Source organism: Pseudomonas sp. TE3895, assembly GCF_056278855.1.
This window is the reverse complement of record NZ_JBWBQE010000001.1, coordinates 5,199,540-5,222,743: the sequence shown is the minus strand read 5'-3', so window position 1 is coordinate 5,222,743 and position 23,204 is coordinate 5,199,540. Positions and strand designations below refer to the sequence as shown.

18 protein-coding genes and 1 pseudogene are annotated in these 23,204 nt (G+C 62.2%); 2 read left to right on the top strand and 17 right to left on the bottom strand.

Annotation, left to right across the window (positions count from 1 at the left end):
* Positions 1 to 31: 31 nt before the first annotated feature.
* The 8 genes from ACZ889_RS23660 to ACZ889_RS23625 form a co-directional block, all read right to left on the bottom strand.
* Entirely contained in the window at positions 32 to 769 is a 738-nt protein-coding gene (locus ACZ889_RS23660; protein WP_180689499.1) for a GntR family transcriptional regulator, read from the bottom strand.
* Positions 770 to 862: 93 nt separating this feature from the next.
* Complete coding sequence (locus ACZ889_RS23655; RefSeq protein WP_014753980.1) at positions 863 to 2,377, bottom strand: DHA2 family efflux MFS transporter permease subunit; 1,515 nt, start codon at positions 2,375 to 2,377, stop codon at positions 863 to 865.
* The gene (locus ACZ889_RS23650) at positions 2,367 to 3,512 is read right to left on the bottom strand and encodes an HlyD family secretion protein (RefSeq protein WP_476257858.1); all 1,146 of its coding nucleotides are present in this window, start codon (positions 3,510 to 3,512) and stop codon (positions 2,367 to 2,369) included. Before ACZ889_RS23650 ends, ACZ889_RS23655 begins: the two co-directional genes overlap by 11 nt.
* 206 nt (positions 3,513 to 3,718) lie before the next feature.
* The gene (locus ACZ889_RS23645) at positions 3,719 to 5,137 is read right to left on the bottom strand and encodes an efflux transporter outer membrane subunit (protein ID WP_180689501.1); all 1,419 of its coding nucleotides are present in this window, start codon (positions 5,135 to 5,137) and stop codon (positions 3,719 to 3,721) included.
* Between the two features lie 103 nt (positions 5,138 to 5,240).
* On the bottom strand, positions 5,241 to 5,951 hold the full coding sequence (locus ACZ889_RS23640; protein ID WP_047604559.1) for an AraC family transcriptional regulator: 711 nt from the start codon (positions 5,949 to 5,951) through the stop codon (positions 5,241 to 5,243).
* A gap of 169 nt (positions 5,952 to 6,120) precedes the next feature.
* Entirely contained in the window at positions 6,121 to 6,507 is a 387-nt protein-coding gene (locus ACZ889_RS23635; RefSeq protein WP_047604560.1) for a cupin domain-containing protein, read from the bottom strand.
* A gap of 108 nt (positions 6,508 to 6,615) precedes the next feature.
* Positions 6,616 to 7,440, bottom strand: coding sequence for an AraC family transcriptional regulator (locus ACZ889_RS23630; RefSeq protein WP_004577449.1), 825 nt, complete (start codon positions 7,438 to 7,440; stop codon positions 6,616 to 6,618).
* A 19-nt stretch (positions 7,441 to 7,459) separates the two neighbouring features.
* A complete protein-coding gene (locus ACZ889_RS23625) occupies positions 7,460 to 7,903 on the bottom strand; it encodes an acetyltransferase (RefSeq protein ID WP_003247287.1) in 444 nt (147 codons plus the stop codon).
* A gap of 269 nt (positions 7,904 to 8,172) precedes the next feature.
* Between ACZ889_RS23625 and ACZ889_RS23620 the strand changes: the two genes are divergently transcribed.
* Positions 8,173 to 9,096, top strand: a complete 924-nt coding sequence (locus tag ACZ889_RS23620; RefSeq protein WP_064490993.1) for a LysR family transcriptional regulator — start codon at positions 8,173 to 8,175, stop codon at positions 9,094 to 9,096.
* Between the two features lie 79 nt (positions 9,097 to 9,175).
* On the opposite strand, the gene ACZ889_RS23615 is transcribed toward ACZ889_RS23620, so the two are convergent.
* From ACZ889_RS23615 to lysA, 8 genes and pseudogenes are all read right to left on the bottom strand, one after another.
* Positions 9,176 to 10,306, bottom strand: coding sequence for a DUF6708 domain-containing protein (locus tag ACZ889_RS23615; RefSeq protein WP_180689502.1), 1,131 nt, complete (start codon positions 10,304 to 10,306; stop codon positions 9,176 to 9,178).
* Positions 10,306 to 11,730: pseudogene (locus tag ACZ889_RS23610) on the bottom strand (T6SS effector BTH_I2691 family protein); the annotation flags it as partial. The gene ACZ889_RS23615 and the pseudogene ACZ889_RS23610, both read right to left, overlap by 1 nt.
* Positions 11,731 to 11,796: 66 nt before the next feature.
* Positions 11,797 to 12,927 carry a DUF6708 domain-containing protein gene (locus ACZ889_RS23605; protein ID WP_180689504.1) on the bottom strand — a complete coding sequence of 377 codons (1,131 nt, stop codon included), beginning with the start codon at positions 12,925 to 12,927 and terminating at the stop codon, positions 11,797 to 11,799.
* Entirely contained in the window at positions 12,927 to 15,599 is a 2,673-nt protein-coding gene (locus tag ACZ889_RS23600) for a T6SS effector BTH_I2691 family protein (protein ID WP_476257857.1), read from the bottom strand. The genes ACZ889_RS23605 and ACZ889_RS23600 overlap by 1 nt, the downstream gene beginning before the upstream one ends.
* Before the next feature lie 307 nt (positions 15,600 to 15,906).
* Positions 15,907 to 18,393, bottom strand: coding sequence for a TonB-dependent siderophore receptor (locus ACZ889_RS23595; RefSeq protein ID WP_014859057.1), 2,487 nt, complete (start codon positions 18,391 to 18,393; stop codon positions 15,907 to 15,909).
* 110 nt (positions 18,394 to 18,503) lie between these two features.
* Entirely contained in the window at positions 18,504 to 19,439 is a 936-nt protein-coding gene (locus tag ACZ889_RS23590) for a FecR domain-containing protein (RefSeq protein ID WP_019752143.1), read from the bottom strand.
* A 5-nt stretch (positions 19,440 to 19,444) separates the two neighbouring features.
* Positions 19,445 to 19,945, bottom strand: a complete 501-nt coding sequence (locus tag ACZ889_RS23585; RefSeq protein ID WP_014859059.1) for a sigma-70 family RNA polymerase sigma factor — start codon at positions 19,943 to 19,945, stop codon at positions 19,445 to 19,447.
* Positions 19,946 to 20,172: 227 nt separating this feature from the next.
* Positions 20,173 to 21,405, bottom strand: a complete 1,233-nt coding sequence (gene lysA / locus ACZ889_RS23580; protein ID WP_180689506.1) for a diaminopimelate decarboxylase — start codon at positions 21,403 to 21,405, stop codon at positions 20,173 to 20,175.
* A gap of 123 nt (positions 21,406 to 21,528) precedes the next feature.
* On the opposite strand from lysA, the gene ACZ889_RS23575 reads away from it, so the two are divergent.
* Positions 21,529 to 22,434: a LysR family transcriptional regulator gene (locus ACZ889_RS23575; protein ID WP_010953080.1), complete on the top strand. Its 906-nt coding sequence runs from the start codon at positions 21,529 to 21,531 to the stop codon at positions 22,432 to 22,434.
* Between the two features lie 199 nt (positions 22,435 to 22,633).
* Here the strand turns inward: ACZ889_RS23575 and ACZ889_RS23570 are convergent, their stop codons facing one another.
* Complete coding sequence (locus ACZ889_RS23570; RefSeq protein ID WP_003248629.1) at positions 22,634 to 22,987, bottom strand: hypothetical protein; 354 nt, start codon at positions 22,985 to 22,987, stop codon at positions 22,634 to 22,636.
* Positions 22,988 to 23,204 lie beyond the last annotated feature (217 nt).

The following is a 23,204-nucleotide window of genomic DNA, read 5'->3' as shown; positions in this document are numbered from 1 at the left end:
TGAAAGTTGCACCATCCCTGTACGAGCGGGTTCAGGCGGGGGAGCGGTCGCGGCGCATCTGGGTGACCAAGGTAAAGCGGTCATCCGGGTGCACGGTCTCTGAGACCGCCATCAGATCACCATTTTCCTCGCGGTATTGGCGGATGATCTTCAGCCCCGGTGAGCCCGCCTCTGCCTTCAGCGCCCTGGCCATTTCCGCTGTCAGCAACACCGCGCGCACCTGCTGGTCGATCGCTGCGATCGCTCGGCCATAGTGCTGTTCGATCAACCCGACAATGAGTTGGTCGGGGTGCTCGCGTGCCAGTTCGATGACCGCGGTGTAGTCGCGCTGCGCATATACGTCGGTCCAGCCCAGCGGCGCGGCAGGGTGCTGCCTGTCGACGCGGATGCTCGATACGCAGAAGTAATGCTCCCCCGGCACCAGCCCCAGCCTCGCCGCCTCGCTCAGGTCGGCGACAAAGTGGCGCACGTTCTGGATTTCCCGCTGCTGGGTGTCTGCCAGGTGCGCCAGGTCAGCCACACTGGCCAACGACTGCGAATAGCCGCCGCGCGGGCTGCTGGCCTCCACCCGGGTGCCCACGCGCTTGCGCCGCGACACCAGCCCTTGGGTGAGCAACTGGTCGATAGCGGCACGCACCGTGTGCCGGCTCACATTGTAAAGGTCGCACAGCTCGAACTCGGTCGGCAGCAGGCTGCCTACTGGGTAGCGGCCGCTGGCAATCGCTTGCATCAAGTCCTTTGCCACGGTGGAGTAGCGCGTCGGGTTCATACCTTTGCTCGGGTTCGCCAATTTCATCGGTTGACAGTGTAACAGCGGCCGAATGCCGAACGCTTCGGTCGCCCACAGAGGTCGATACTGCCTTCAATGCTGCTGTCTGGCCCGCAGCAGCAACGCTGCAAGGGCACACCCGACCAATGCCAGGCACGCCAGGTAGAACGCATCACTGTAGGCCATCAGGTAAGCCTCTCGTCGAATGGTTGCCGCCAACGCTTCCAGCATTTGCTGCTGAGGCGGCAGCCAGCTTTGCACCGTCTGGTTGATACGCGCCTGCACGCTTGGCTCGAACAGCGTCACCTGCTCGTGAATGCGCTCACTGTGAAAGCGTTCACGGGTCGCCACCAGTTGCGTCAACCCGGCCGTACCGATGGCGCCACCCAGGTTGCGCAACATCGAGAACACCGCCGAGGCTGAGCCGGCTTCACGCTTGTCCAGCCCGGCCACCGCCAGCACCGATAACGCAACCATGATGAAAGGCTGGCCAATACCGCGCACCACCGTGGACGGGATGATCACGTTGTCGGCACTGTCGGCGCTCAGGCTAGCCCCCAGCCAGCAGCCCAGCGCCATGATCAAAAAGCCGCTGGCGACCATGAACTTGGCACTGGTCCAGCCCATCAGCCGGGGCATCAACGGCGCCAGCAGCAACTGCACCACGCCATAGGCGATCAGCGCCACGCCCACGTCGTGCGCGCTGAACCCCTGCAACTGCGACAGGTAGTTGGGCACCAGGAACACCAGGCCGAACGTGGCAGCGCCAAAGATGAACATCGCCACGCTGGCAACGCCGAAGTTGTAGTGCCCGAGCAAGCGCAGGTTGATGAACGCGCGCTGGCCGAACAGCTGGGTCACCACGAACACCACCAACGCAATGGCAGCGACCACGCTCATGCCGACAATGAGCGGCGAGCCGAACCAGTCCAGCCGACCGCCTTCTTCCAGCACGATCTGCAAGCCGCCCAGGCCGATCACCATGGCCGCGATACCCAGCCAATCACCTTTGCGTAACAGTTCGAGCTTCATCGGCTTGGCTTCGATCGACCAGGCGATGGCCAGCAGCAGCGCAATGCCGGGGAAAAGTTGCAGATAGAAGATCCAGCGCCACGAATAGGCATCGGTCAGCCAGCCGCCAATCGACGGCCCGGCGGCCTGCGCCACGCTGTTGGCCAGGCTGAACAGCGCCATGCCCATGGCCATCTTGCTGGCCGGCAGTTCGGTGATGATCAACTGGAACGACAGGGGAATCAGCACCGCGCCCGCAGCCCCCTGGATCACCCGGATTACAATCATCGCCTCCAGGTTGGGCGCCCAGGAACAGGCCACCGAGGCGATCAGAAAGATGAGCGAACCGGTCCACATCACCCGTCGCAGCGAGAACACTTCCACGAGCCAGGCCGTCAGTGGAATCATCACGATTTCCGCCACCAGGTAGGCGGTGGAAATCCATGAGCCTTCCTCGAAGCTGGCACCCAGCGAGCCGCGGATTTCCGGCAGGGCGGCGCTGGTGACATGCACGTTCATGCCCGCCATGAAGCAGCCGAACAGGCCGCCAAGCACCGCTACCCAGGCACGCAGCGAGACCGTTTGCTCAGTGCGCATCGGCAACCTCTGCGGGGCGTGTGTCGACTGTACTGACCACCGACATGCCGGGCAGTACCTGCGGGCCATCCAACGGTTTGTCGAGCAAAATGCGCACCGGGAAACGCTGGACGATCTTGGTGAAATTGCCGGTGGCATTGTCCGACGGCAGCAAGGCGAAGACATTGCCCGAGGCTGGCGAGAAACTGGCCACATGGCCATGCAGTGGCTGGCTGGCGAAGCTGTCTACATGTATTTCTACCGGTTGCCCGGGGCGCATGCGGGCCAGTTGGGTTTCCTTGTAGTTGGCCACCACATAGGCTTGTTGCAGGGGCACCACAGCCAGCAGCGGCTGGCCCGGCACCACGTACTGGCCGGTGCGCACGCGGCGCTGGCCGACCACGCCGGTGATCGGCGCGCGGATCACGGTGTCCTGTTCGTCCTGCTCGGCGAGCTGCTGGTGGGCCAGGGCGCGTGCCAGGGCCGCTGCCCGTTGTTGCAGTTCGGCCTCGGCCTGGGCTGACCGGGCCTTGGCCATGGCCAGTTGAGCGCGTTGCTGGCGCAGCGCGGCCTGGGCACCTTGCAGCGCGGCTTGTGCCTGGCTGGCATGGGCGCTGGCGGTTTCCAGGCGTTGCACGGTCGCTGCATCGTCACGCACCAGGCCACGGTAGCGTTGAACATCCAGTTCACTGCGGCGCTGTTCGGCGGTGGCGCTGCGCACGACGGCCTCAGCCTGGAGGATGGCTTGCTGTTGCAGGTCGATGCGCTCGGTCGCTACCTGTTGGCTGGCCTGGGCGGCGGCCAGTGCCGCCTGTGCCTCGGTCACGCCAGCCCGGGCCTGGTCGAGGCGGGCGCGGTAGTCGCGGTTTTGCAGGCGCACCAGCACATCACCGGCTTTCACTGGCTGGTCGTCAGCCACCTCGACCTCGGCTACGTAGCCCGGCACGCGTGGGCTCAGGGCCACCCAGTCGGCGCGGACATAGGCATCGTCGGTGGTTTCCAGATAGCGGCCGGTGCTGAACCAGTAGCTGGTGAAGGCCAGCAGGGTGATTGTGGCCAGGCTGCCGCTGGCGATGACTGCCAGGCGGCGACGGGTTTTAGCGCTCGGCCGCTGTTCAGTTTCGGCGAGTGAGGGTTTGTCTACGGCAACATTCATGGTTGGTTTCCATTCTCGAATTGGGCCTGCTGGCTGTCCGTTGTGGGAGCAACTGTCTTGCTCAATTTCTAAAAGCTGGCGCGATTGGTGGGGGAGCGGGCTTGCCCGCGAACACGGGCGACGCCCGTGCTATCCACCGCGGTGTATTCTTCGCGGGTAAACCCGCTCCTACAGTGGGCGGTGCTCGCTGCTGGTCTTGCTTCTCGCTACCACCGCCCGCCCAGCGCGCGGAACAGGTTTACCTGCGCTTGCGCCAGGCGCCCTCGGGCTTCTGTGTGGCTGGCCCGCAGGCTGATCATTTCGCGCTCGCTGTCGAGCAGGGCCAGCCCGTCCACGGTGCCGGCACGGTAGTTACCCTGGGCCAGGGCAAAGCTGTGCTGGCTGTGCGCCAGGGCTGCGTCCAGCGCCTGCAACCGTTGTCGCTCACCGTCGTAGCGGGCCAGTGCCTGGCGCACGTCTTTCAGCGCGCTCAGCGCCACGCCGTGGTAACGGGCGACCTGCGCCCGCTGCAATGCCTCGGCTTTGCTCACCCGTGCGCGGTTGGCCTTCAGGTTGGGAAACTCCCAGCGGATCAGCGGGCCAATGCCGAACATCACCGCGCGGCTGGCGCCGAGGTTGGCAAGGTGATGGTCCGAAGACGTCAACGAAGCGCCGAAGCTGACCTTTGGGTAAAGGTCAGCCCGCACGATGTCGGTCTCCAGGGTGGCCGCCTGCAGTTCCCGTTCGGCCTGGCGCACATCTGGCCGGCGTTCGAGCAAATGCCAGCCATCGCCAGCCGGCAGCGGCGCCGACAGTGTGGGGATGGCTACGCAGGTCGTGGCTTCGGCCACCGAGGCCTGGCCACTGAGCATGCTCAGTTCGTAAAGCGCCATCTGCCGCCGGGCTGAGAGCATCGGCAGTTGCGCACGCACCTGTTCCCGCAAGCCCAACAGGCGCTCGCTGTCGAGGGCAGTGGCCACACCGGCCTGGTGCTGGCGCTGGCTGAGTTGCACGCTGTGGTCGAGGGTTTGCAAGGCCTGCTTCGCTGCCTCCAGACGCGCCGCGTAGGTGCACTGGTCGATGTAGGCGCGGGTGGTCTGGGCGACTACCTGCAGGCGTACCAGGTCTAGCGCCGCAGCGCTGGCTTCGGCTTGCACCCGGGCACGTTGGATGGCGGCGCGGACCTGGCCCCAGATATCCACCTGATAGGCCAGCTCGATGCCCGGGTTGAATTGCCATTGCGACGGCGCGTTGCTGTCGGTCGCCTCGGCCAGCGTCTGGTCATCGGCGCGCCTGCCATAGGTAGCGGCAACGCCCATGTCGGTAGACGGCCAGCGCCTGGCGTCGAACTCGCCGATGCCGGCCAGCATGGCCTGCACGTTGGCCTCGGCCTGTGCCAGGCCTTGGTTGTGCGCCAGGGCTTGCTGTACCCAGCGGTTGAGTTGGGGGTCTTGATACAGTGCCCACCAGCGTTCGGGCAGGGGCTGTTTGCTGACGCTGGCCGGCATGTTCGCCAGCGGGTCTGCCTGCAGCGCTACAGCGGGTTCGGCAGGTGTTGGTTGGTGGCCGCACGCCGCGAGTGCAGCGAGCATGCCGAGGGCTGTGGCAAGCCGGGCAGGGCCGGGAAATGAGTGCAGTAAGGGCATCACGATTGTCGCTCAAGGGTCGTGATACGAGGTTAACGAGGGTTGCATGGGCGTCGCTGTCGCAAGCGGGACAACCCTGCGCGCAAGCGGGACAACCTGAGGCTCAGTGCTCGCGCGCGGTACCGTTTTGCCAATCACTCGGTGCATGGCCGAGGATGCGCTTGAACATGGCAGTAAATGCGCTGGCGCTCTGGTAGCCGTGCTCCAGCGCAACGTTCAGGATCGGCTTGCCATCGGCCAGGCACTGCTGGCTGAGCATCACCCGGGCACGGGCGCGCCATTGGCCATACGACATGCCCACCTCGCGCTGGAACAGCCTGGCCACACTGCGGGCACTCATGTTCAGTTGTGCGCCGCATTGCTCCAGGGTCAGGTCCTGGGCCGGGTCCTGCAGGAAGCGCTCGCACCAGGCACGCAGGCGTGCGTGCTGCGGCGTAGGGACGAAGGCATCGATGCGCCGGGCGGCGGCGAGTTCGTACAGGATCAGCGCCCGAGCATGCGCGCCGTCGCGCAGGTTCAGCACCCGTGACGCCGCCAGGATCAGTTCGCGCAGCAGGCCGGACACGACGATGACCTGGCAGCGTTCGATGTGGGCATCGAGCAGCAAAGTGCGCATGCAGACCACGCCTTCCATGCGGATGGCATGGCTGACCCCGGCGGGCATCCACAAGGCATGCCCGCCGGGGATCACCCAGCTGCCGCCCTCGCTGCTGACCCGCATCACGCCGCTGGCGGCGTAAATCAGCTGGTCTTCGGCGTGGCAGTGGCTGGCCACTTCATCGCCGTGTCCGTAGTCCCTTTCCAGTGCTTGCATGCAGGCCACCCTCGTTATTGGATCCAATTATATCGAGGCGAACCTGTCCCGGGTTGCGAAGTGTGGGCTGCGAGTGAGTTGCCATGGTTACAAATGGCTGTAAGGCGATTTTTTATGGTTAATTATTGCTGTGAAGTCAGCGACTACAGCTTGAAAGTTGTGAGTGTTGTTAAATCCAGACATCGCTCTCTGCTGTGCGATCCCCCCCTTCATGACCGGTATTCAGAATGCCCCGCGGTTCGATCATCATCAGTTTCGCTTCGCCTTGCGCGGCGGTCCGGTGCTCGACGCCGCGTGGCACCACATAGAGTTCCCCAGGGTTCACATGCACGCAGCCATCCGGCAGGTCGATACGCAGCGTGCCTTCCAGCACCAGGAATGCTTCGTCGGTCTCCGGGTGCGCGTGCCAGATGAATTCGCCTTCGATGCGCACGACCTTGAACTGGTAATCGTTCATCTCGGCAACGACCCTGGGGCTCCATTGCTGTTCGATAAGCGCTGCCTTGTGGACCAGGTTCACTGGCAGGGAGGGGTGTGGGTGACGGGACTCAGGCATGACAGTTCCTCGGAAAGTGGAGTGGTCAGCCTATCGCGCCGGGCGAGTCCGGTTCTTGTACGATCCTGCACGCCTGCTCCCACGGGATACGCGGGCGACTGCGGTTTCTCAGCGTGACGCTCGCAAACGCTCCAGCCAGCGTAAGGGCGGTACGCCGTAGCAACGGGTGAAGTGCCGGGTCATGTGGCTCTGGTCATGAAAGCCTGCGGCAAGGGCTGCCTCGACCAAGGTGAAGCCGTCCAGGATCATTCGGCGAAAGCTGTCGAGGCGGCGCAGGGTGACAAAGCGATAGGGGCTGGTGCCGTACAGTGTGCGAAAGTCACGCGACAGGCTCCAGCGTTCGCGGCCGCTGGCCTGTTCCAGCATGTCCAGTGTTATGCCCACATGCAGGTGTTCCATGATGAAGGCCCGGGCGCGTTCGGCTGCCTGGTAATCCAGGCGCTTGCGCCCGCGCGGCTTGCCGCCGACGGCCCGCAAGGCGATCGCCAGGTCATACAGGGCGTCCTGTTCTTCCAATGGCTCCAGCGCGTGGTCCACTGCCTGCACGAACGCTTCGCTGGCGTGGTACAGGCGAGGGTCGCTGGACAGCCCGCCAGCGATGAAGGGCAAAGGCTGACCACCCAGCACGTTCTGGATCAGTGCCGGGTCGACGTAGGCCATGCGGTAGCGAAAGCCTGCGTCGGTGCCGGCCATGCCGTCATGCAGTTCGTCCGGGTGCAACACCAGCGTGTTGCCCGGTATGCCGTGGCGCAGCGAACCCTTGTAGTGGAAGCTTTGCACGCCGGCCAGCGTGCGGCCGATCGAATAGGTATCGTGGCGATGCGGGTCGTAGCCGTGGCTACCGAACCAGGCTTCGATACGCTCGATACCGCCCGGTTGGGCACTACGGATGACCCAGTCGGACGGCGGTAGGGGCTTCGCTTTACGGGCCATCGCGGTGAGTGCCTCCTGCTCACGCCCGGGTGGGCAAGCTCATGTGCAGCAAAGGGAACGGGCGACCTTCGCCATCCAGCGGTGAACGGCCGGTCTGGACGAAGCCATAGCGCTGGTAGAACGCTGTTGCCTGTGGGTTCTGCTCGTTGACATCGACACTCATCGCACTGCGTGACTGGCGGCCGAAATCCAGCAGTGCACGGCCAATGCCCTGGCGGTGGTGCGCTGGGTCGACGAAGAGCATTTCCACATGGTTTTCATTGAAGCCGATAAAGCCCAGTGGCTGGTCATCGGTGTCTACCGCAACCCACAGCTCGACGGCCGGGAAGTACACGTCGCGCAGCTGTGGCAACAGTGCGTCGATGTCGGAGGGTTGCAGGAAGTGGTGCGTCGCGCGAACAGCACGCAGCCAGATGTCGAGCAGCTGCGGGTAGTCTGCAGCGATGCCTTGGCGAATGATCATGGTGTCATCCTGAGTGTATTGATGGCGGATGGGCGCGCCAGTGAGCGGCGGCCATGCAAGTGTCGGCATCATGAATGACCGCTTCGCGAGTCAACGCCTGGGCGGTGCACGGCAGGGGAGGCCGGAAGGGAAGAGCGCGGAAGATTACCCCGGTCGCGCAGTAGGGGGCAATGGCGATCGCATAGGGTGCAGTGCAAGTTTCGACTCGGCTAGGATGCATGTCGATGCCGGAATTGAACCCGAACAACAAGCACGGCCCGGGAGCACCCATGAACCGCAACGAACTGCGCAAAGCCGATATCAACCTGATGGTGGTGTTCGAAGCGCTGATGCAGGAACGCAACCTCACCCGTGCCGCGGAGAAGCTGTTCGTCGCCCAGCCCACGGTCAGCGCCGCGCTGGCCAGGTTGCGTGCGATGTTCAACGACCCGTTGCTGGTTCGAGTGGGCAACCGCATGGAGCCCTCGGCCAGGGCCGAAGAGGTGATCAAGTACCTCACGCCAGCCTTGGATGCGATGTCTGTCGCCCTCAGCATGACCCATGATTTCGACCCGCTGACCAGCAAGATGACCTTCCGCATCGGCTTGTCCGATGATGTCGAGTCGGGCCTGCTGCCGCCGCTGTTGCGGGCGCTGCGGGTGGAGGCGCCGAACGTGGTGGTGGTCGTGCAGCATGTGGACTATTGGCGCATTCCGGACCTGCTGGCGGCGGGCGATGTGACGGTGGGTATCAGCCAGACCAAGGGCCTGCCCGCCAATGCCAAACGCAAGGTGCTACGCACCCTGCAAGCCAGGGTAGTGCGGGCCGACAAGTCCAGCACGCCGCTTTCACTGGATGAGTTTTGCCAACGCCCGCATGTCCAGGTTTCGCCAACCGCCAACACCCAGGGTGTGGTCGATGACTGGTTGAAAGACATCGGCCGTGAACGCAAGGTGGTGTTGTCGGTGCCGCAGTTCAGTTCGCTGCCGGCGATTCTGGCCGGTACCGACCTGCTGGCCTGTTGCCCGGACTATGCCGCACAGGGTATGGAACGCTGGGGCAACCTGCAGGCCGAGACGCTGCCGTTCGAGACTGCTGCACTGGAGCTGGCCATGGTCTGGTTGAGCACCACCGACAGCGACCCGGCCGAGCGTTGGCTGCGTAGTCGCCTGGAGCACTACATGGGCGGACTACGGGAAGCGGTCATGGGATGATGGCTTTGCATCGTGCTGCAACTGGCTGCCGATGAAGTGAAAGTGTCGCAAATGTACCCGCGCGCCGGGTGCAGTTTGATCAGTCACTTTTGTTGGCCTGTTGAGGTGCAGAGCGCTTGCGTGGTTTTTTCGCCGGCCGCTTGCCGGGCTTGAGCTGCCAGCGGTCGGCGTTGGCGAGCAGGCGTGCCTGGATTGCGGGTGGGTAGTCGCTCAGGGTTGTCACGGGTGGGACTGGCTTGCCGGGCAGGCCGGCCTCGCGGATGACCTTCGGCCAGCGCGGTCGCCAGCACAGCAGCAGGCTGAGCCAGTGGCCGGTGCCGATGATGATGAACGCGGGCCAGACAAACAGCAGCGCAACTTTGAACAGCCAGCTGCTTTTGCGGAAGAAACGCCCAAGGCCTTCGAACTGGGCGCTGAATGCCTGGATGGGTGAGGGTAGCTGGGTGCTCAGGCGGGGGCGGGGGACGGCGTGTGGGCCTTCTTCCATGTAACGACGGATGAATTCCCACTCATCACGCAGTTCGCTGCCGCCTTGGCCTTGTTTGCCCAGCAGGGCCATCTCCATGTGGGGCAGGCCGGTGCGGCTGGGGTGCCAGATCAGGCCGAGTCGCATGCCCATGCTGAGTGAGTCATCTTCTGGATATAGGCCAGTGCTTCCGGTTGCATTCCATGGAAAAGTTACGATTCCACCGCAGTATTTCGGTCGATGTAGGTGAACTTGTTGGGTTACTCGATTGAAGCGAATGAGCAAGTGACGGCTAGTCAGCATTTCTAGTCGGGTTAAGTGGATTCCATACTTTGAATAAAGATACACTAAGGTAGAGCTGACTGAGAGCATTATAAGTGTTGAAAGAATAGTGATTACGGAACGCCCATCCGGATCGGTGATGTCCATCCATAAAAATCCAGTGGTGATCATTAGTCCCACAGCAATGGCCGGGGCGACAGCGCCGAGCGTTGCGAGCGTAATAAGTCCACGCTTCTCTTCTGAACCTCCGCAGCGCATTTCTAAAATAGTGTCGCTGAACGCGAAAACAGGTCCTCTTGCATAGGGTTGCTTACTAACGGATTGGAAGTGCATTTCTTCAGTCAGGTCACCCTCATATAAATCTTGACGCTTTTCGTTCGGTGTCAGTTCTGCTTCATATGCTTTTCGCGCGGCTTCGGATTCAGTAGCCATTTGCCAAAAACCCCATTCGATCAGATACATCACAATACCTCGCTGAATGCGGAGTGCAGGGTCTTCAGCTCTTCTTGTTCTTCAAACGGTTTTGAGTTTTTTGCAAGGCGGAAGCTGCTGCGTTTGCACCACTTTTCCAAAGCATCGTCTTCAAGTATGTAAATAATCAATGTGAAGACCAGGCCAATCCAGAACGCCCCAAGAACGAGGCGCGCAAGTAATAACCGAGCAGCCTGCGTGCCGAGCTTCTTTGCAAGTGCTCCCAAGGAGGTGGATAGCATCCTGACGAGCTTGGTCTTGGCATTTTGAGAAAGGTAGTCGAAAAAAGGTTTTGCAGTCGCAACGGCCGTTCCTAACTCAGCAAGTGAGAGAGTCACTGTAGCGACCCCTCTTACAAAATAAGTAGCCGCCAAGAGTCTGGAGTTTTTTTGAACCTGCTTGGTAGCGCCACTCTGGCTGCTTTTGAAATGCTCAACCGAATCAGTGAAATCCCACCACGCCAGCAGTGAACCCCCGGTGCCAGCTAAACTGGCGCCCCATAGTTTCAAACGCCCTAAAGCGGCCGCTGCTCCTCGTCCGGTCACACTGTTCGCGCCGTACCGCGCGACCACCTGGTCCACATAGCTGGCTCCAATTTCAAAGCCCGCCGCAGCCGTAGTCATCGCGGCCGCCAGGAGTTCGGTCTTCACCCGCGCATCACTGTCAGGCAGTTCGCGCGCTTTGAAGGCCATCAGCATCCCCTCCAGCAGGCACACCAGCCCGGAGACACGCACTTTGTATAAGTCACTGTTACGGGCCTGCATCAACCCTTCAGCCCAGGCCTGGTCGAGGTACCTTGATACCTGGCCTGCACTGCGTTGTGGGTTGATGGGCTGCCCGCTACGTGCAGCTTCACTCAGGCGAATATCGACAGCCGCTTCATGCACCGAAGCGAACAAGGTCAGCCGCAAACCCTGGTGCAGCGCGCGGTCCATGCTGTTGGGGGTCGCGGTGCGCAGCACTTGCCGCCCCAGCGCGACGTACCAGGCATACAGGCCGATGCTGGCCGTGCTGCTCTGTGCCTGCATCTGTTCGTACAGGGTGTTGATGCGCCCAAAGGCATTGGCAGCGGCATGGGCTTGCCTGGCAAGTGCTTCCGGCAGGGCGAAGGATGACGCTGACTGTGGTTCGCTTTTAGCCGCTTCCAGCAGCGCCGCCAGTGCTTCCCGCAGGTCCTCCTGGTTGTAGGTGATGCCGCGTATTGCCAGGTTGCCCCGGTCTGCCACGTCGCTGCGCCACCAGTGGTCCAGCACCTTCGTGCCCCCTTCACTCAACTCCATGCCGATCACGCACTGGCCGGTCTGTTCGGCAAAGGCCAGGCCGTTGATGAGGTCGGCGTTGTCGTAGCGGTCCAGCGCCTGCAACAAGCGTTCGCTGACCACCCAGCGGGTATGGTCCTTGGCGCGGTCCTCGGCGGTAGCAGGAAGTGATGGTTCAAAGAGTCCATGGGTACGCTCCATCTGCAAGGATGATGTATGGCATCAATTGATCTCCTTGGGCCTTCTGGGCGTGCGCGGTTTGCGTGGCTTTTTCTCCGGCCGCTTGCCGGGCTTGAGCTGCCAGCGGTCGGCGTTGGCGAGCAGGCGTGCCTGGATTGCGGGTGGGTAGTCGCTCAGAGTTGTCACGGGGGGGACCGGCTTGCCGGGCAGGCCGGCCTCGCGGATGACCTTCGGCCAGCGCGGTCGCCAGCACAGCAGCAGGCTGAGCCAGTGGCCGGTGCCGATGATGATGAACGCGGGCCAGACAAACAGCAGTGCAACTTTGAACAGCCAGCTGCTTTTGCGGAAGAAACGCCCAAGGCCTTCGAACTGGGCGCTGAATGCCTGGATGGGTGAGGGTAGCTGGGTGCTCAGGCGGGGGCGGGGGACGGCGTGTGGGCCTTCTTCCATGTAACGACGGATGAATTCCCACTCATCACGCAGTTCGCTGCCGCCTTGGCCTTGTTTGCCCAGCAGGGCCATTTCCATGTGGGGCAAGCCGGTGCGGCTGGGGTGCCAGACCAGGCCTAGTCGCGTGCCGAGGCTGAGCGGATCGTCCTCTTGATAAGTAGATGTGCTGCCAGTTTCCCTCCATGGAAATGTCACTATTCCACCGCAGTAAGTGGGGCGGTGCAGGTGGACTTGTTGAGTTTTTCTGTTGAAGCGAATCAGTAGGTGTCTGCTTGTAAATAGCTCGAGGCGTGTAAGGTGGAAACCATACCTGAGATAGAGGTAAGTGAGGCCGGCGCCAATCAAGAGTGCAAGTGTATTAAGCAGGATGATGGGTATGTTGAACTCAGGTAGGGCGGAGATGTTGAAAACTAAAAAACCATGTGTCAGTTGTGCCCATGCATAAATAGTCGGAGCTACTCCTCCGAGCGTCATAAGCGTGATCAGGCCGCGTTTTTCTTCCGACCCGCCGCAGCGCATGTCGAAATATGTTTCGTTGAAAGCGTAAATGGGACCCCGAGTATGCGGGTGCTCGCTTGCAGACTTGAAGCTAATATCCAGATCCACGTCGCTCACGTTACTGTCAGATCTTTTATCTGGCAGGCTCCTCTGCGCATAGTCTGCTTTGCAGGAAGCACTTGACTCAGTGGCCATTTTCCAAAAGCCCCACTCAATCAAAAACATTAAATTACCTCGCTAAAGGCAGAATGCAGTGCGGGGAGTTCGTCGTTTATATCGTAGGCATCTGCGTCTTTATTAATGCGATAAGTGCTTCGTTTGCACCATTTTTCGAGTGCGTCGTCTTCAAGGATGAGGATGATCACTGTCATGACCAGACCAAGCCAGAAGGCGCCCAAGACTAATCGAGCTAATAATAGTCGAGCTGCCTGTGTGCCAAGTTTTCCTGCGAGTACACTGGCTGAGCGGCTCAGGCTATGGATGATTTTTGATCTGCTATTCTTTGATAAATGATCGAATAACGGCTTCGCAATGGCGATGGCGCTTCCTAGCTCGGCTAACGAAAGCGCTATGGTTGCCGTGGCTCGCGTTACATACGTGAAAGCTAAAATACCAGACTTGTATGCCGGATGGTTCTTGGAGGTGCCCAGCAACTCGTTGAGATGTCTGGAACTGTCCGAATAATCCCACCACGCGAGTACCAACCCCCCGGTGCCAGCTAAACTGGCGCCCCATAGTTTCAAACGCCCTAAAGCGGCCGCTGCTCCTCGTCCGGTCACACTGTTCGCGCCGTACCGCGCGACCACCTGGTCCACATAGCTGGCTCCAATTTCAAAGCCCGCCGCAGCCGTAGTCATCGCGGCCGCCAGGAGTTCGGTCTTCACCCGCGCATCACTGTCAGGCAGTTCGCGCGCTTTGAAGGCCATCAGCATCCCCTCCAGCAGGCACACCAGCCCGGAGACACGCACTTTGTAGAAGTCACTGTTACGGGCCTGCATCAACCCTTCAGCCCAGGCCTGGTCGAGGTACCTTGATACCTGGCCTGCACTGCGTTGTGGGTTGATGGGCTGCCCGCTACGTGCAGCTTCACTCAGGCGAATATCGACAGCCGCTTCATGCACCGAAGCGAACAAGGTCAGCCGCAAACCCTGGTGCAACGCGCGGTCCATGCTGTTGGGGGTCGCGGTGCGCAGCACTTGCCGCCCCAGCGCGACGTACCAGGCATACAGGCCGATGCTGGCCGTGCTGCTCTGTGCCTGCATCTGTTCGTACAGGGTGTTGATGCGCCCAAAGGCATTGGCAGCGGCATGGGCTTGCCGGGCAAGTGCTTCCGGCAGGGCGAAGTATGACGCTGACGACGGTTCGGCCTTGGCGGCTTCCAGCAGCGCCGCCAGTTCTTCCCGCAGGTCCTCCTGGTTGTAGGTGATGCCGCGTATTGCCAGGTTGCCCCGGTCTGCTACGTCGCTGCGCCACCAGTGGTCCAGCACCTTTGTACCCCCTTCACTCAACTCCATGCCGATCACGCACTGGCCGGTCTGTTCGGCAAAGGCCAGGCCGTTGATGAGGTCGGCGTTGTCGTAGCGGTCCAGCGCTTGCAACAAGCGTTCGCTGACCACCCAGCGGGTATGGTCCTTGGCGCGGTCTTCGGCGGCTTGCTGGGCGTATTGCATGGCCTGCTCGAAACCGTCGAGCTGATCGTGCATGGCCTGGCGGTCGACCAGGTGGCCGTATTTCTGGTCGAACCGCTTGCGGAACTCGCCGGCATCCTGGCGGGCCTGGACTTTGCTGCGGACCTCGCGCTCGAACTGCGCCAGGTGGGGCTTCATGCGTTCATCATGGGCATCTGCCTGTTGATTGGCCCGTTCGGAGAACAAGTAGATCTCGGGATGCAGGTGGGGCTGGTTGCGGACTTTTTCGGCCATGACTTCGCGCTTGACGATCTGCTCGGCCACCATCTGCGGGTAGAGTTTTTCGATTTCCAGGAACGACTGCGCGACCAGCAGCTTGCGTTCGTTGTCCACCCCGGGTTCCACAGTGCGCGCCAGCCACTGGGTCTTCACATCCTCGACAGCGGCGTTGCGCCAGGCGTTGAGCTCCTGGGTGATCCCGATGGCGTCTTCGATGACGATGGCGGCGCCACGGGGTTTGCTGTGGTTCACCAGCGGTGCCAGCGCTTGGCGTGATGCGTGCGGCGAGACGATCTGGTCGTTGTTGAACGGCTGCAGGTCCAGCAGTGCCTGCAGGTCTGCATCGTTTTGGGCCTTGAAGTCGGCCACCCAGTTCAGTTGGTCATGCTTGAGGACGTGGGGCTGTGGCGGGGCGTCGGAAGGCTGGATGAAGCGGGCGATATCGATCGTGGGCAGGCTGCTGCGGTATTCGTCGTCGAGCAGGCGGTAGTTGTCGAGCATGCGCGGGGTCAGCGGGGAAGGGCTGAACAATGGGCGCAGCTCCTGGATGTCATCCAGGTCGTAGAGGGTGATGGTCCAGCCGAAACCGCGAAGGATCTCATCCAGATTGCCGGCGCTGGGGGCAGGCGCCCAGGGGGCGTCGCTGCTGATGTACAGCAGCGAGCCATTGGGCGCCACGCGGTACTGGCTGTGCCATTCGTAGGCCGGTGCGCTATGGCGCTTGATCAGCAGGTAGAGAAAGCCCTCGCGCAAAGGGCGGATGGCGTAGCTGGAATGGGTCAGCTCGCCGACCTCCTGGAACGGGCTGAGATAGCCCGGCAATTTGGGCAGGCGGGCACGTTGTGCCGGGTTGCCGCCGACGGCGGCGTAGCGCAGGGGCAGCAGTTCGAAGCGGCGGGTGCAGTCGGCGACGGGGCTGTTGCGCAGGGCCGGGCGGTAGCCGGAGGTGATGCGCCTGCACAGTTCGAGGGTTTCTTTCAACGAGTCCATGTATAGCTCCAGCGAGCAGGGATGATCATCAAATGCATGCAAGCGTTGCATTCGACCCGAGGCTGGACACTAGCGAGGAATCACTTCTCAAAGGAGCATTGCGCTTCCGATAGGTGCGTAGGAAATTTCTGATTAAGCGGTATCGTTGACGTTACCAGGGTTTTCATCGCCTTTCACGTCAACCCGTCCGCTGTCACGGGGCAGGCCCATCGTTACTGGGTGGAGGCGCCACCCTGGTCGCTATTTTAAATACGGTCCGCATCCAGACAGGGCCGCAAAGCGGCCCGATCGTTCCCCGGAAAGTACTTCAGAACGCCCCTTGCAATGTCACCATGAAATTGCGCGGTTCACCATAGAAGTTGCCCCACGCCGGCGCGCCGATGGTGGCGTAGTACTTCTTGTCGAACAGGTTGTTGCCGTTGAGCGCGACAGTCCAGTTCGGGTCGAGGCGGTACTGCACACGGCCGTTCCACACGGTGTAGCCCGCCTGCTCGACACGGGTAGTGCCGGTGGTACGGAAGTTCTCGCTCTGGCTGTTCAGGCCTGCGCCGAGGGTCCAGCGCTCCAGAGCACCGCCCAGCTGGTAGTCACCCCATACCTTGAGCATGTGCCGTGGGATGAAGCTGGAGGTGAAGGTCAGTTCGGTCGGGTCAGTGTCTTCGATGGTACTCAGGTACTTCGTCTGGGTGTAGGTGTAGCCCGCCAACAGCTGCAACCGCTCGATCGGCGAGCCGCTGATCTCGGCTTCGAACCCCTGTGCGCGTACCTTGCCGCTGTCGTTGTAGCAATACCCGTCGCCTGAGGGGCAGGTATCGACGTAGTCCGTTTCTGCGCGGTGATTCTCGACAGTGCGGAACAGGTTGAAGGAGGTGTTCAACGCGCCGTCGAGCAGCTCGCCCTTGATGCCGACTTCATAGTTGGCGCCGGTCTTTGGCTGTAACGCCTGCCGCTCGGCATTCACCTTGTCGCTCTGTGGCTGGAAGATGTCGGCGTAGCTGGCATAGGCGGTCCACTGCTCGTTCAGGTCGTACAGCACGGCGGCAAACGGCGTGACCTGACCGTTTTCCTGGCTGCGATTATGCACCCAGTAATCGTAGAACTGGGTATAGGAGTCGCTCTTGTTACGGTACCAGCTGACCCGCGCGCCCAGCACCAAGGTCAGTGGCTCTGCCAGTTTCAGGCGCAGGTTGGCGTAAGTGCCGTACTGGGTGGTAGTGGTATCGGTTGGCACACTGCCACCGCGGCTCGGGTTGACCAGGTAATCGGCCTTGGACGGGTGTGTGAAGTTCGCGGATGGGTTGAACGGGTCCTGCTTGCCGTCCAGCAGCATCAGCGCGAAGTAATCATGGGTTTTCTGTCGGCTGGCGTTGACACCCATGATCAGCTCGTGCTGCAGGCCGAACGCCTCGAACTTGCCATCGACATAGCTATCGAAGCCGTAGTCGTCCTGGTCGTAGTCGAAACGGCCGGCCCGGACGTTCATGCTGGCGGTGCTGGCGCCGACGGGTACCGTGCCTTCGGAATAAGCGTATTCGATGTCCTGGGTGTTGTGGGTGTAGATCGAGGCGAAGTTCAGGGTCCAGTCATCGTTGAAGCGGTGCTTGAGGTCGGCAAAGCCGGTAATACGCTGGCTTTGCATGTCGTTCCAGCTGGCCCCCAGGCAGGTGGAGCGCGACAGCTTCAGGTCACTGCCATCGGCGTAGCGTGGCAGGCCGGCGTAGCAAGGGGTGGCATCGACATCCTCGTAAGCCAGGCCAGCGCCCACGGTGGTGTCGGCCGTGACGTCCCAGTCGATGGCGCCGTACAGTATCTGGTCCTGGCGCTTGGCCGTGTCATAGAAGTACTGGCGGTCCTGCAGCGTCGCCACGGCGCGCCCCCGCACGGTGCCCGACGCGTTCAGCGGGCCGCCCACGTCCACTTGCCCGCGGTAGTTGTCCCAGCTGCCGGCTGACAGGGTGACGGTGGTGGCGGCTTTTTCCTGCCCCCGTTTGCGCACGAAGTTGACGCCCCCGGCGGAGGAGCCAGAGCCTTTCATCATGCCGGCCGCACCTTTAAGCACCTCGACGCGGTCATAGAACGCCATGTCGCTGGAAAAGCTGTTGGCCTGCACGTAGTTGCCGCCCACGTCCAAGGGCACGCCGTCGTACTGGTACTGGCCATCCAGGTTGAAACCACGGGAATAGAAATACTTGCCGCCCATGGGCGAGTCATACACGGTGATGCCCGGGGTCTTGTCCAGTACCTGCTCCAGTGTGTTGAGGTTCTGGTCGTCGAGCATCTTGCGGGTCATCACGGTGACCGACTGCGGGGTTTCTTTCAGCGTGTGTACGCCCTTGCCGATGGTGATGGCACGGGCGGCGTAGGACTGGGTGCCTTCGCTGGTCGCATCCAGGCGGTTGGCGTCGATGTTCATCGGCGCCAGTTCCATGGCCGAGCCGTTTTGCGCAGCGACCAGCACATAGCCACCATTACCCTGACGCTGCGCCTGCAGGCCACTGTTGCCCAGCAGCCGCGCCAGACCTTCCTCGACACTGAAGCTGCCTTCCAGGCCCGCGCTGTCGAGGTTGCGCGTCTGTGCGGTGTCGAACGAAATGGTCACACCCGCCTGTACGCCAAACTGGGTGATGGCGTTGCCCAGTGAGCCAGCGGGGACATGGTAGGTGGCCTGGCTTTGGGCCATTGCCTGGGCAGGCATCAGCAACAGGCCGGGCGCGCTGGCCAGGGACATGCCGAACAGCACCAGGCGGACGGCCTGGCTGAGCTTGGTTGCTGGGGTAGGGTGCAGGTGTGGCATTTCGTGGTCCTTCCGAGTCATGGCAGAAAGTCGCTGTCGTCGCGGCTTGTGTCAGGGACGGACGAGAATAGAAATCAGCAAGATTGCGGCGAAAGTTTTTCCGCAGTTGCTCAGGCGGGCTCCACACTCACCCAGTAGCGGCTTAAGTAGCGCACTTTCACGGGCAAGGTTTTCGGCAGGTTGGCCAGGGCGATATCGGTGTCGTCAATGCGGAACGCACCGGAAATGCTCATGGCCTGGATCGACGAGGCACAGCGCAGCACACCTGGACGATAGCGCCCCAGTTCTTCGAGGAAATCGCCAAGGCGCCAGTCGTTCACGCTGAGCATGCCTTGCAACCAGGCCGTGGAATCGGCGGGGAGGGCATGGGCGTCGAGGACGACATCCTGATCAAAACTCACTTGCTGGCCAGCGTGCAGTTGCAGCACTCGATCAGGGTGGCGCAGGGGGCGAACTTCGACGCTGGCCTCAAGCACACCCACGCGGGTCTGCTGCGCCAGTTTGCGGACGCTGAACGCGGTACTGCGGGCCAGTACGCTGCCGTCATCGGTGTGCACGATAAACGGGCGCTGCTGACGATCGCTGACCGGACGCACCAGAATTTCCCCCTGATACAGCTGAATCGCCCTCACCTTTGTGGCGTAGCGCACATCCAGCGCGGTATCCACGTTCAGTTCCAGCTGTGAACCATCCTCCAGGTGCAGGGCGCGGCGCTCGCCGCTGCGGGTACTGTGCTGGGCCAGCAAGGCACGATAGGGCACCTGCTCGGCCGCCAGCCAGCTGCCGCCCCCCATGGCCATCAGCAGGCCCAGCACTTTCAGCACGTCACGCCGCTGCGCCTGGGCCGCGCCAAGGCCGGACAGCGCCGCCTGCGGCGGCACCATGGCCCATTGCTGCTGCAGCTTTTCTACCCGCGCCCAGGCGGCTGCGTGCAGGGGGCTGGCCTGCAGCCACTGTCGCCAGGCCTGGGTGCGGGCCTCGCTATTGGCGCCGTCGTTGAGCTGAACATACCAGGTGGCAGCGGCTTCGAGTGTCTTGAGATCCATGGGCGTCAGCCTTCGACTGCCAGCAGGCAGCGAGTCATGGCCTTGATCAGGTGATTCTTCACGGTGGTGATCGACACGCCGAAGCGCTCGGCCGCAGCGCCGTAGGTCAGGCCTTCGAGTTGAACGGCAAGGAAGATGGCGCGGGTCTTGGCGCCGAGTTCGTCGAGCAGGCTGTCCACGGCCACCAGCATCTCTATGATGGACAAGCGCACCTCCGGCGACACCTCTACCGGTTCCGGACGCAGGGCCAGCGCCTGCAGGTAAGCTTTTTCGATGATGCGACGGCGAGCTTTGTCTATCAGAAGGGCGCGGGCGATAGCGCTGAGGTAGCTGCGCGGCTCACGGATCGGCAACGGGTTACGCGCGGTCATTACCCGCAAGAACGTGTCGTGCGCCAGGTCGGAAGCGTCGGCGGCGTTGCCCAGGCGGGCGCGCAGCCAGCCCTTCAGCCAGCTGTTGTTTTCGCTGTACAGCTCGTGCAGGGCCTGGGGATCGAGCGTTGCCATGGCGTCAAGATCGCAATATTAATGGGAATTGATCGCATTGTCGCGAGAGGCGGGGCTTATTGCAAGGACCGCGAGCACACACCCTGTGGGAGCGGCCTTGCGTCGCGATTGGGCCGCAAAGCGGCCCGGGTTTCGGCATCACGGCTACATTTGTGGGGCTGCTGTGCAGCCCTATCGCGACGCAAGGCCGCTCCCACAAAGAGTCGTGCAGGCTTGCAGGGCAGTGGTTAGAACCCGGCCTCCAGGCTCAGCAGGTCCTGCACCGTCTGCCGCCGGCGGATCATCCGCAGGGCACCGTTCTCGATCAGGAACTCCGGCAGCAGCGGCCGGCTGTTGTAGTTCGACGACATCGACGCGCCATAGGCCCCGGCATCGTGGATCACCAGCAGGTCGCCCACCTGTGCCTGAGGCAGGTCCTGCGGGGTCAGCGCCTGGTCATCCTGAGTGAACACGTCACCCGATTCACACAACGGCCCGGCCACCACGGTCGGCTGGCGCGGGCGATCTACTGCCTGGCCATCGGCATCGAGCAGGGTCATGCCGTGGTAGGCGCCGTACATCGCCGGGCGCATCAGGTCGTTGAAGCCGGCATCGATCATGACGAAGGTATTGCGCCCCACCTGTTTCACGGCACGGACTTCGGCCACCAGGTAGCCCGACTCCGCCACCAGGAAGCGCCCGGGTTCGATCTCCATGCGCACCGGGTGGCCGAGCATCGCTTCGATCTCCTTGCGCGCCACCGCCCAGGTCTGCGCATAACGCTGCAGGTCGACCGGTTTGTCGGTGCTGCGGTAAGGCGTGGAAAGCCCGCCGCCGATGGAGAACGCCTCGATGTCCACGCCCAGGCGGCCGATCAGCTCGATCATCGAGCGGGCCACTTGTTCCAGGTGCTGGTAGTCCACCCCGGAACCAATGTGCATGTGCACGCCCACCAGGTGCAGGCCATGGGCCTTGATGCACGCCAGCGCCTCGTCCAGCTCTTCGTGCCAGATGCCATGCTTGCTGTTTTCGCCGCCGGTATTGGTCTTGCGGCTGTGGCCATGGCCGAAGCCCGGGTTGATGCGGATCCACACGCGGTGGCCGGGCGAGCGTTCACCCAGTTGGCGCAGCATGTCGATGGAGCCGGCGTTGACTTCGATCTTCTCTGCCACCACTCGCTCCAGGGTTGGCCGGTCCAGCGCGTCGCAGGTCAGCACCACGCCGGCAGGGTCACCGTCCACGCTCGCACCCGCAGCGAAGGCCCGCTCCATTTCACCCAGCGACACGGCGTCCAGCACCAGGCCATGGGCGCGCATCAGGCGTAGCACATGCAGGTTGGGGTTGGCTTTCTGGGCGAAGCGCACGGTGTCGAATACGTTCAACTGCTCGACACGCTCGGCGATGGTGCTGGCGTCGTACGCCCAAAGCGGCGAGCCGTGCTGGCGAACCGCCTCGGCCAGAAGGGTGAAGGGTGCGGTCATGGTGGCGCTACTCGGATAAGGAAGACCACGAGGATGAATCAAAGCGGGGATTCAGAAAAATAGCTATTTTTCTGCCAGTCATTCATATCTGATATACCCATTGTCGACTCACTGGGTGCTGCCGTGAAACTGTCCGTCCGCCACATCGAAGTGTTCCGCGCCATCATGGCCGCTGGTAGTGTCACCGGTGCGGCGCGCCTGCTGTTCACCTCGCAGCCGACCGTCAGCCGCGAACTGGCGCGGCTGGAGCAGGTGACTGGCCTGAACCTGTTCGAGCGCGAGGGCGGGCGCCTGGTGGCGACGGCCCAGGCGCTGCTGTTGATCGAAGAGGTCGAGCGCGCCTACGTCGGGCTGGAGCGGATCGATCGCTTTGCCCAGGCCATCCGCAACTTCGAGCAGGGCCGGCTGGCCATCACCTGCCTGCCGCTGTTCTCGCAAACCTTGTTGCCCAAGGCCTGCCAGCGCTTTCACCAGCAGCACAGCGGCGTGAGTGTGAGCATTCTGGCGCAGGAGTCGCCTTTGCTGGAGGAGTCACTGGTTGCCCAGCAGCATGACCTTGGCCTGACTGAAGTCGAACAGATACCGCGCGGCGCGTATGGTGAATTGCTGTTCAGTGCCAACATGGTGTGCGTGTTGCCCGAGCATCACCCGCTGCAGGTGAAGGCTGAACTGGAGCTGAGTGATTTCCATGAAGTCGATTTCATCAACCTGGCCAGCCTGGATACCTACCGCCAGCGCCTGGATCAGCACTTTCGTGCGGCCGGGGTTAACCGCCGCACGGTCATCGAGACCACCAGTGCCGCTTCGGTGTGCGCCATGGTCAGGCAAGGCCTGGGGGTGGCGATCATCAACCCGCTGAGCGGGCTGGAGGCGGCGCAAGGCGGGTTGCCGATCCGCAGGTTACGGGTATCGGTGCCCTATCAGGTGATGCTGATACGCCCGGACCATCGGCCGGCATCGGCAGCGGTGGAGCCGTTTTGCGAGGCGTTGCGGGTGCAGGCCAAAGAGATGCAGCAGGCGCTGGCCTGATCATTGTGGGGGCGGCCTTGCGTCGCGATAGGGCCGCAAAGCGGCCCCAGCAATCTATGCATGATGTCGAGATCCTGGAGCCGCTGCGCGGCCCTATCGCGACGCAAGGCCGCTCCCACAGGGATCGCGCCAGCTTTTAGAAATTGAGCAAGACAGTTGCTCCCACAGGGACCGCGCTCCCACTAGGCAGGGGTAGGGCTCAAAGCTCGCAGACCAAGGTTCCAGTACCGGCCAGGATGTTCTCCAGGGTTTCCTTCACTTCATCCATGTCACTCAGCTCGCTGGTCAGGTTGATTTCCAGTGCTTCATCCCCCTTCAGCGCGTCCCGGTCGCCGGCCGCCACTTCGATCAGCAGGCGCTTGGCGCTCAGGGTCACTTTAAGGCCATCCAGCGTCGACGGCTCGTCATCCAGCGTCAGGTCGACGGTGTCCTCGTCCGGGTAACGGGTAAGCAGGAACATCTGACCCTTGTCGCTGTGGCAGCACAGGGTCGCCATGTTGTCTTCCTCGTCATCGCAAGGGGTGGCGAACAGCAGGGCGGTGTTGATTTGCATGAGCAGGCTCGGGTCAAAGGAAACGGAAGGGAATTCTGACAGTCTTGCGTACAGGCATAAACGTAAAGTTACCGCCCCTTGACCGAAATTGTCGCAGCGCTGCAAGCGTAGATGACCGATCAGTCGTTAAGCTTCGGCGAGCCCTGGGCGTGCCTGCGCACGTTCAACGTCTGGTTTTTACCGTCCGCCATGCCACGGGTTGGCTATCGTTGATCCG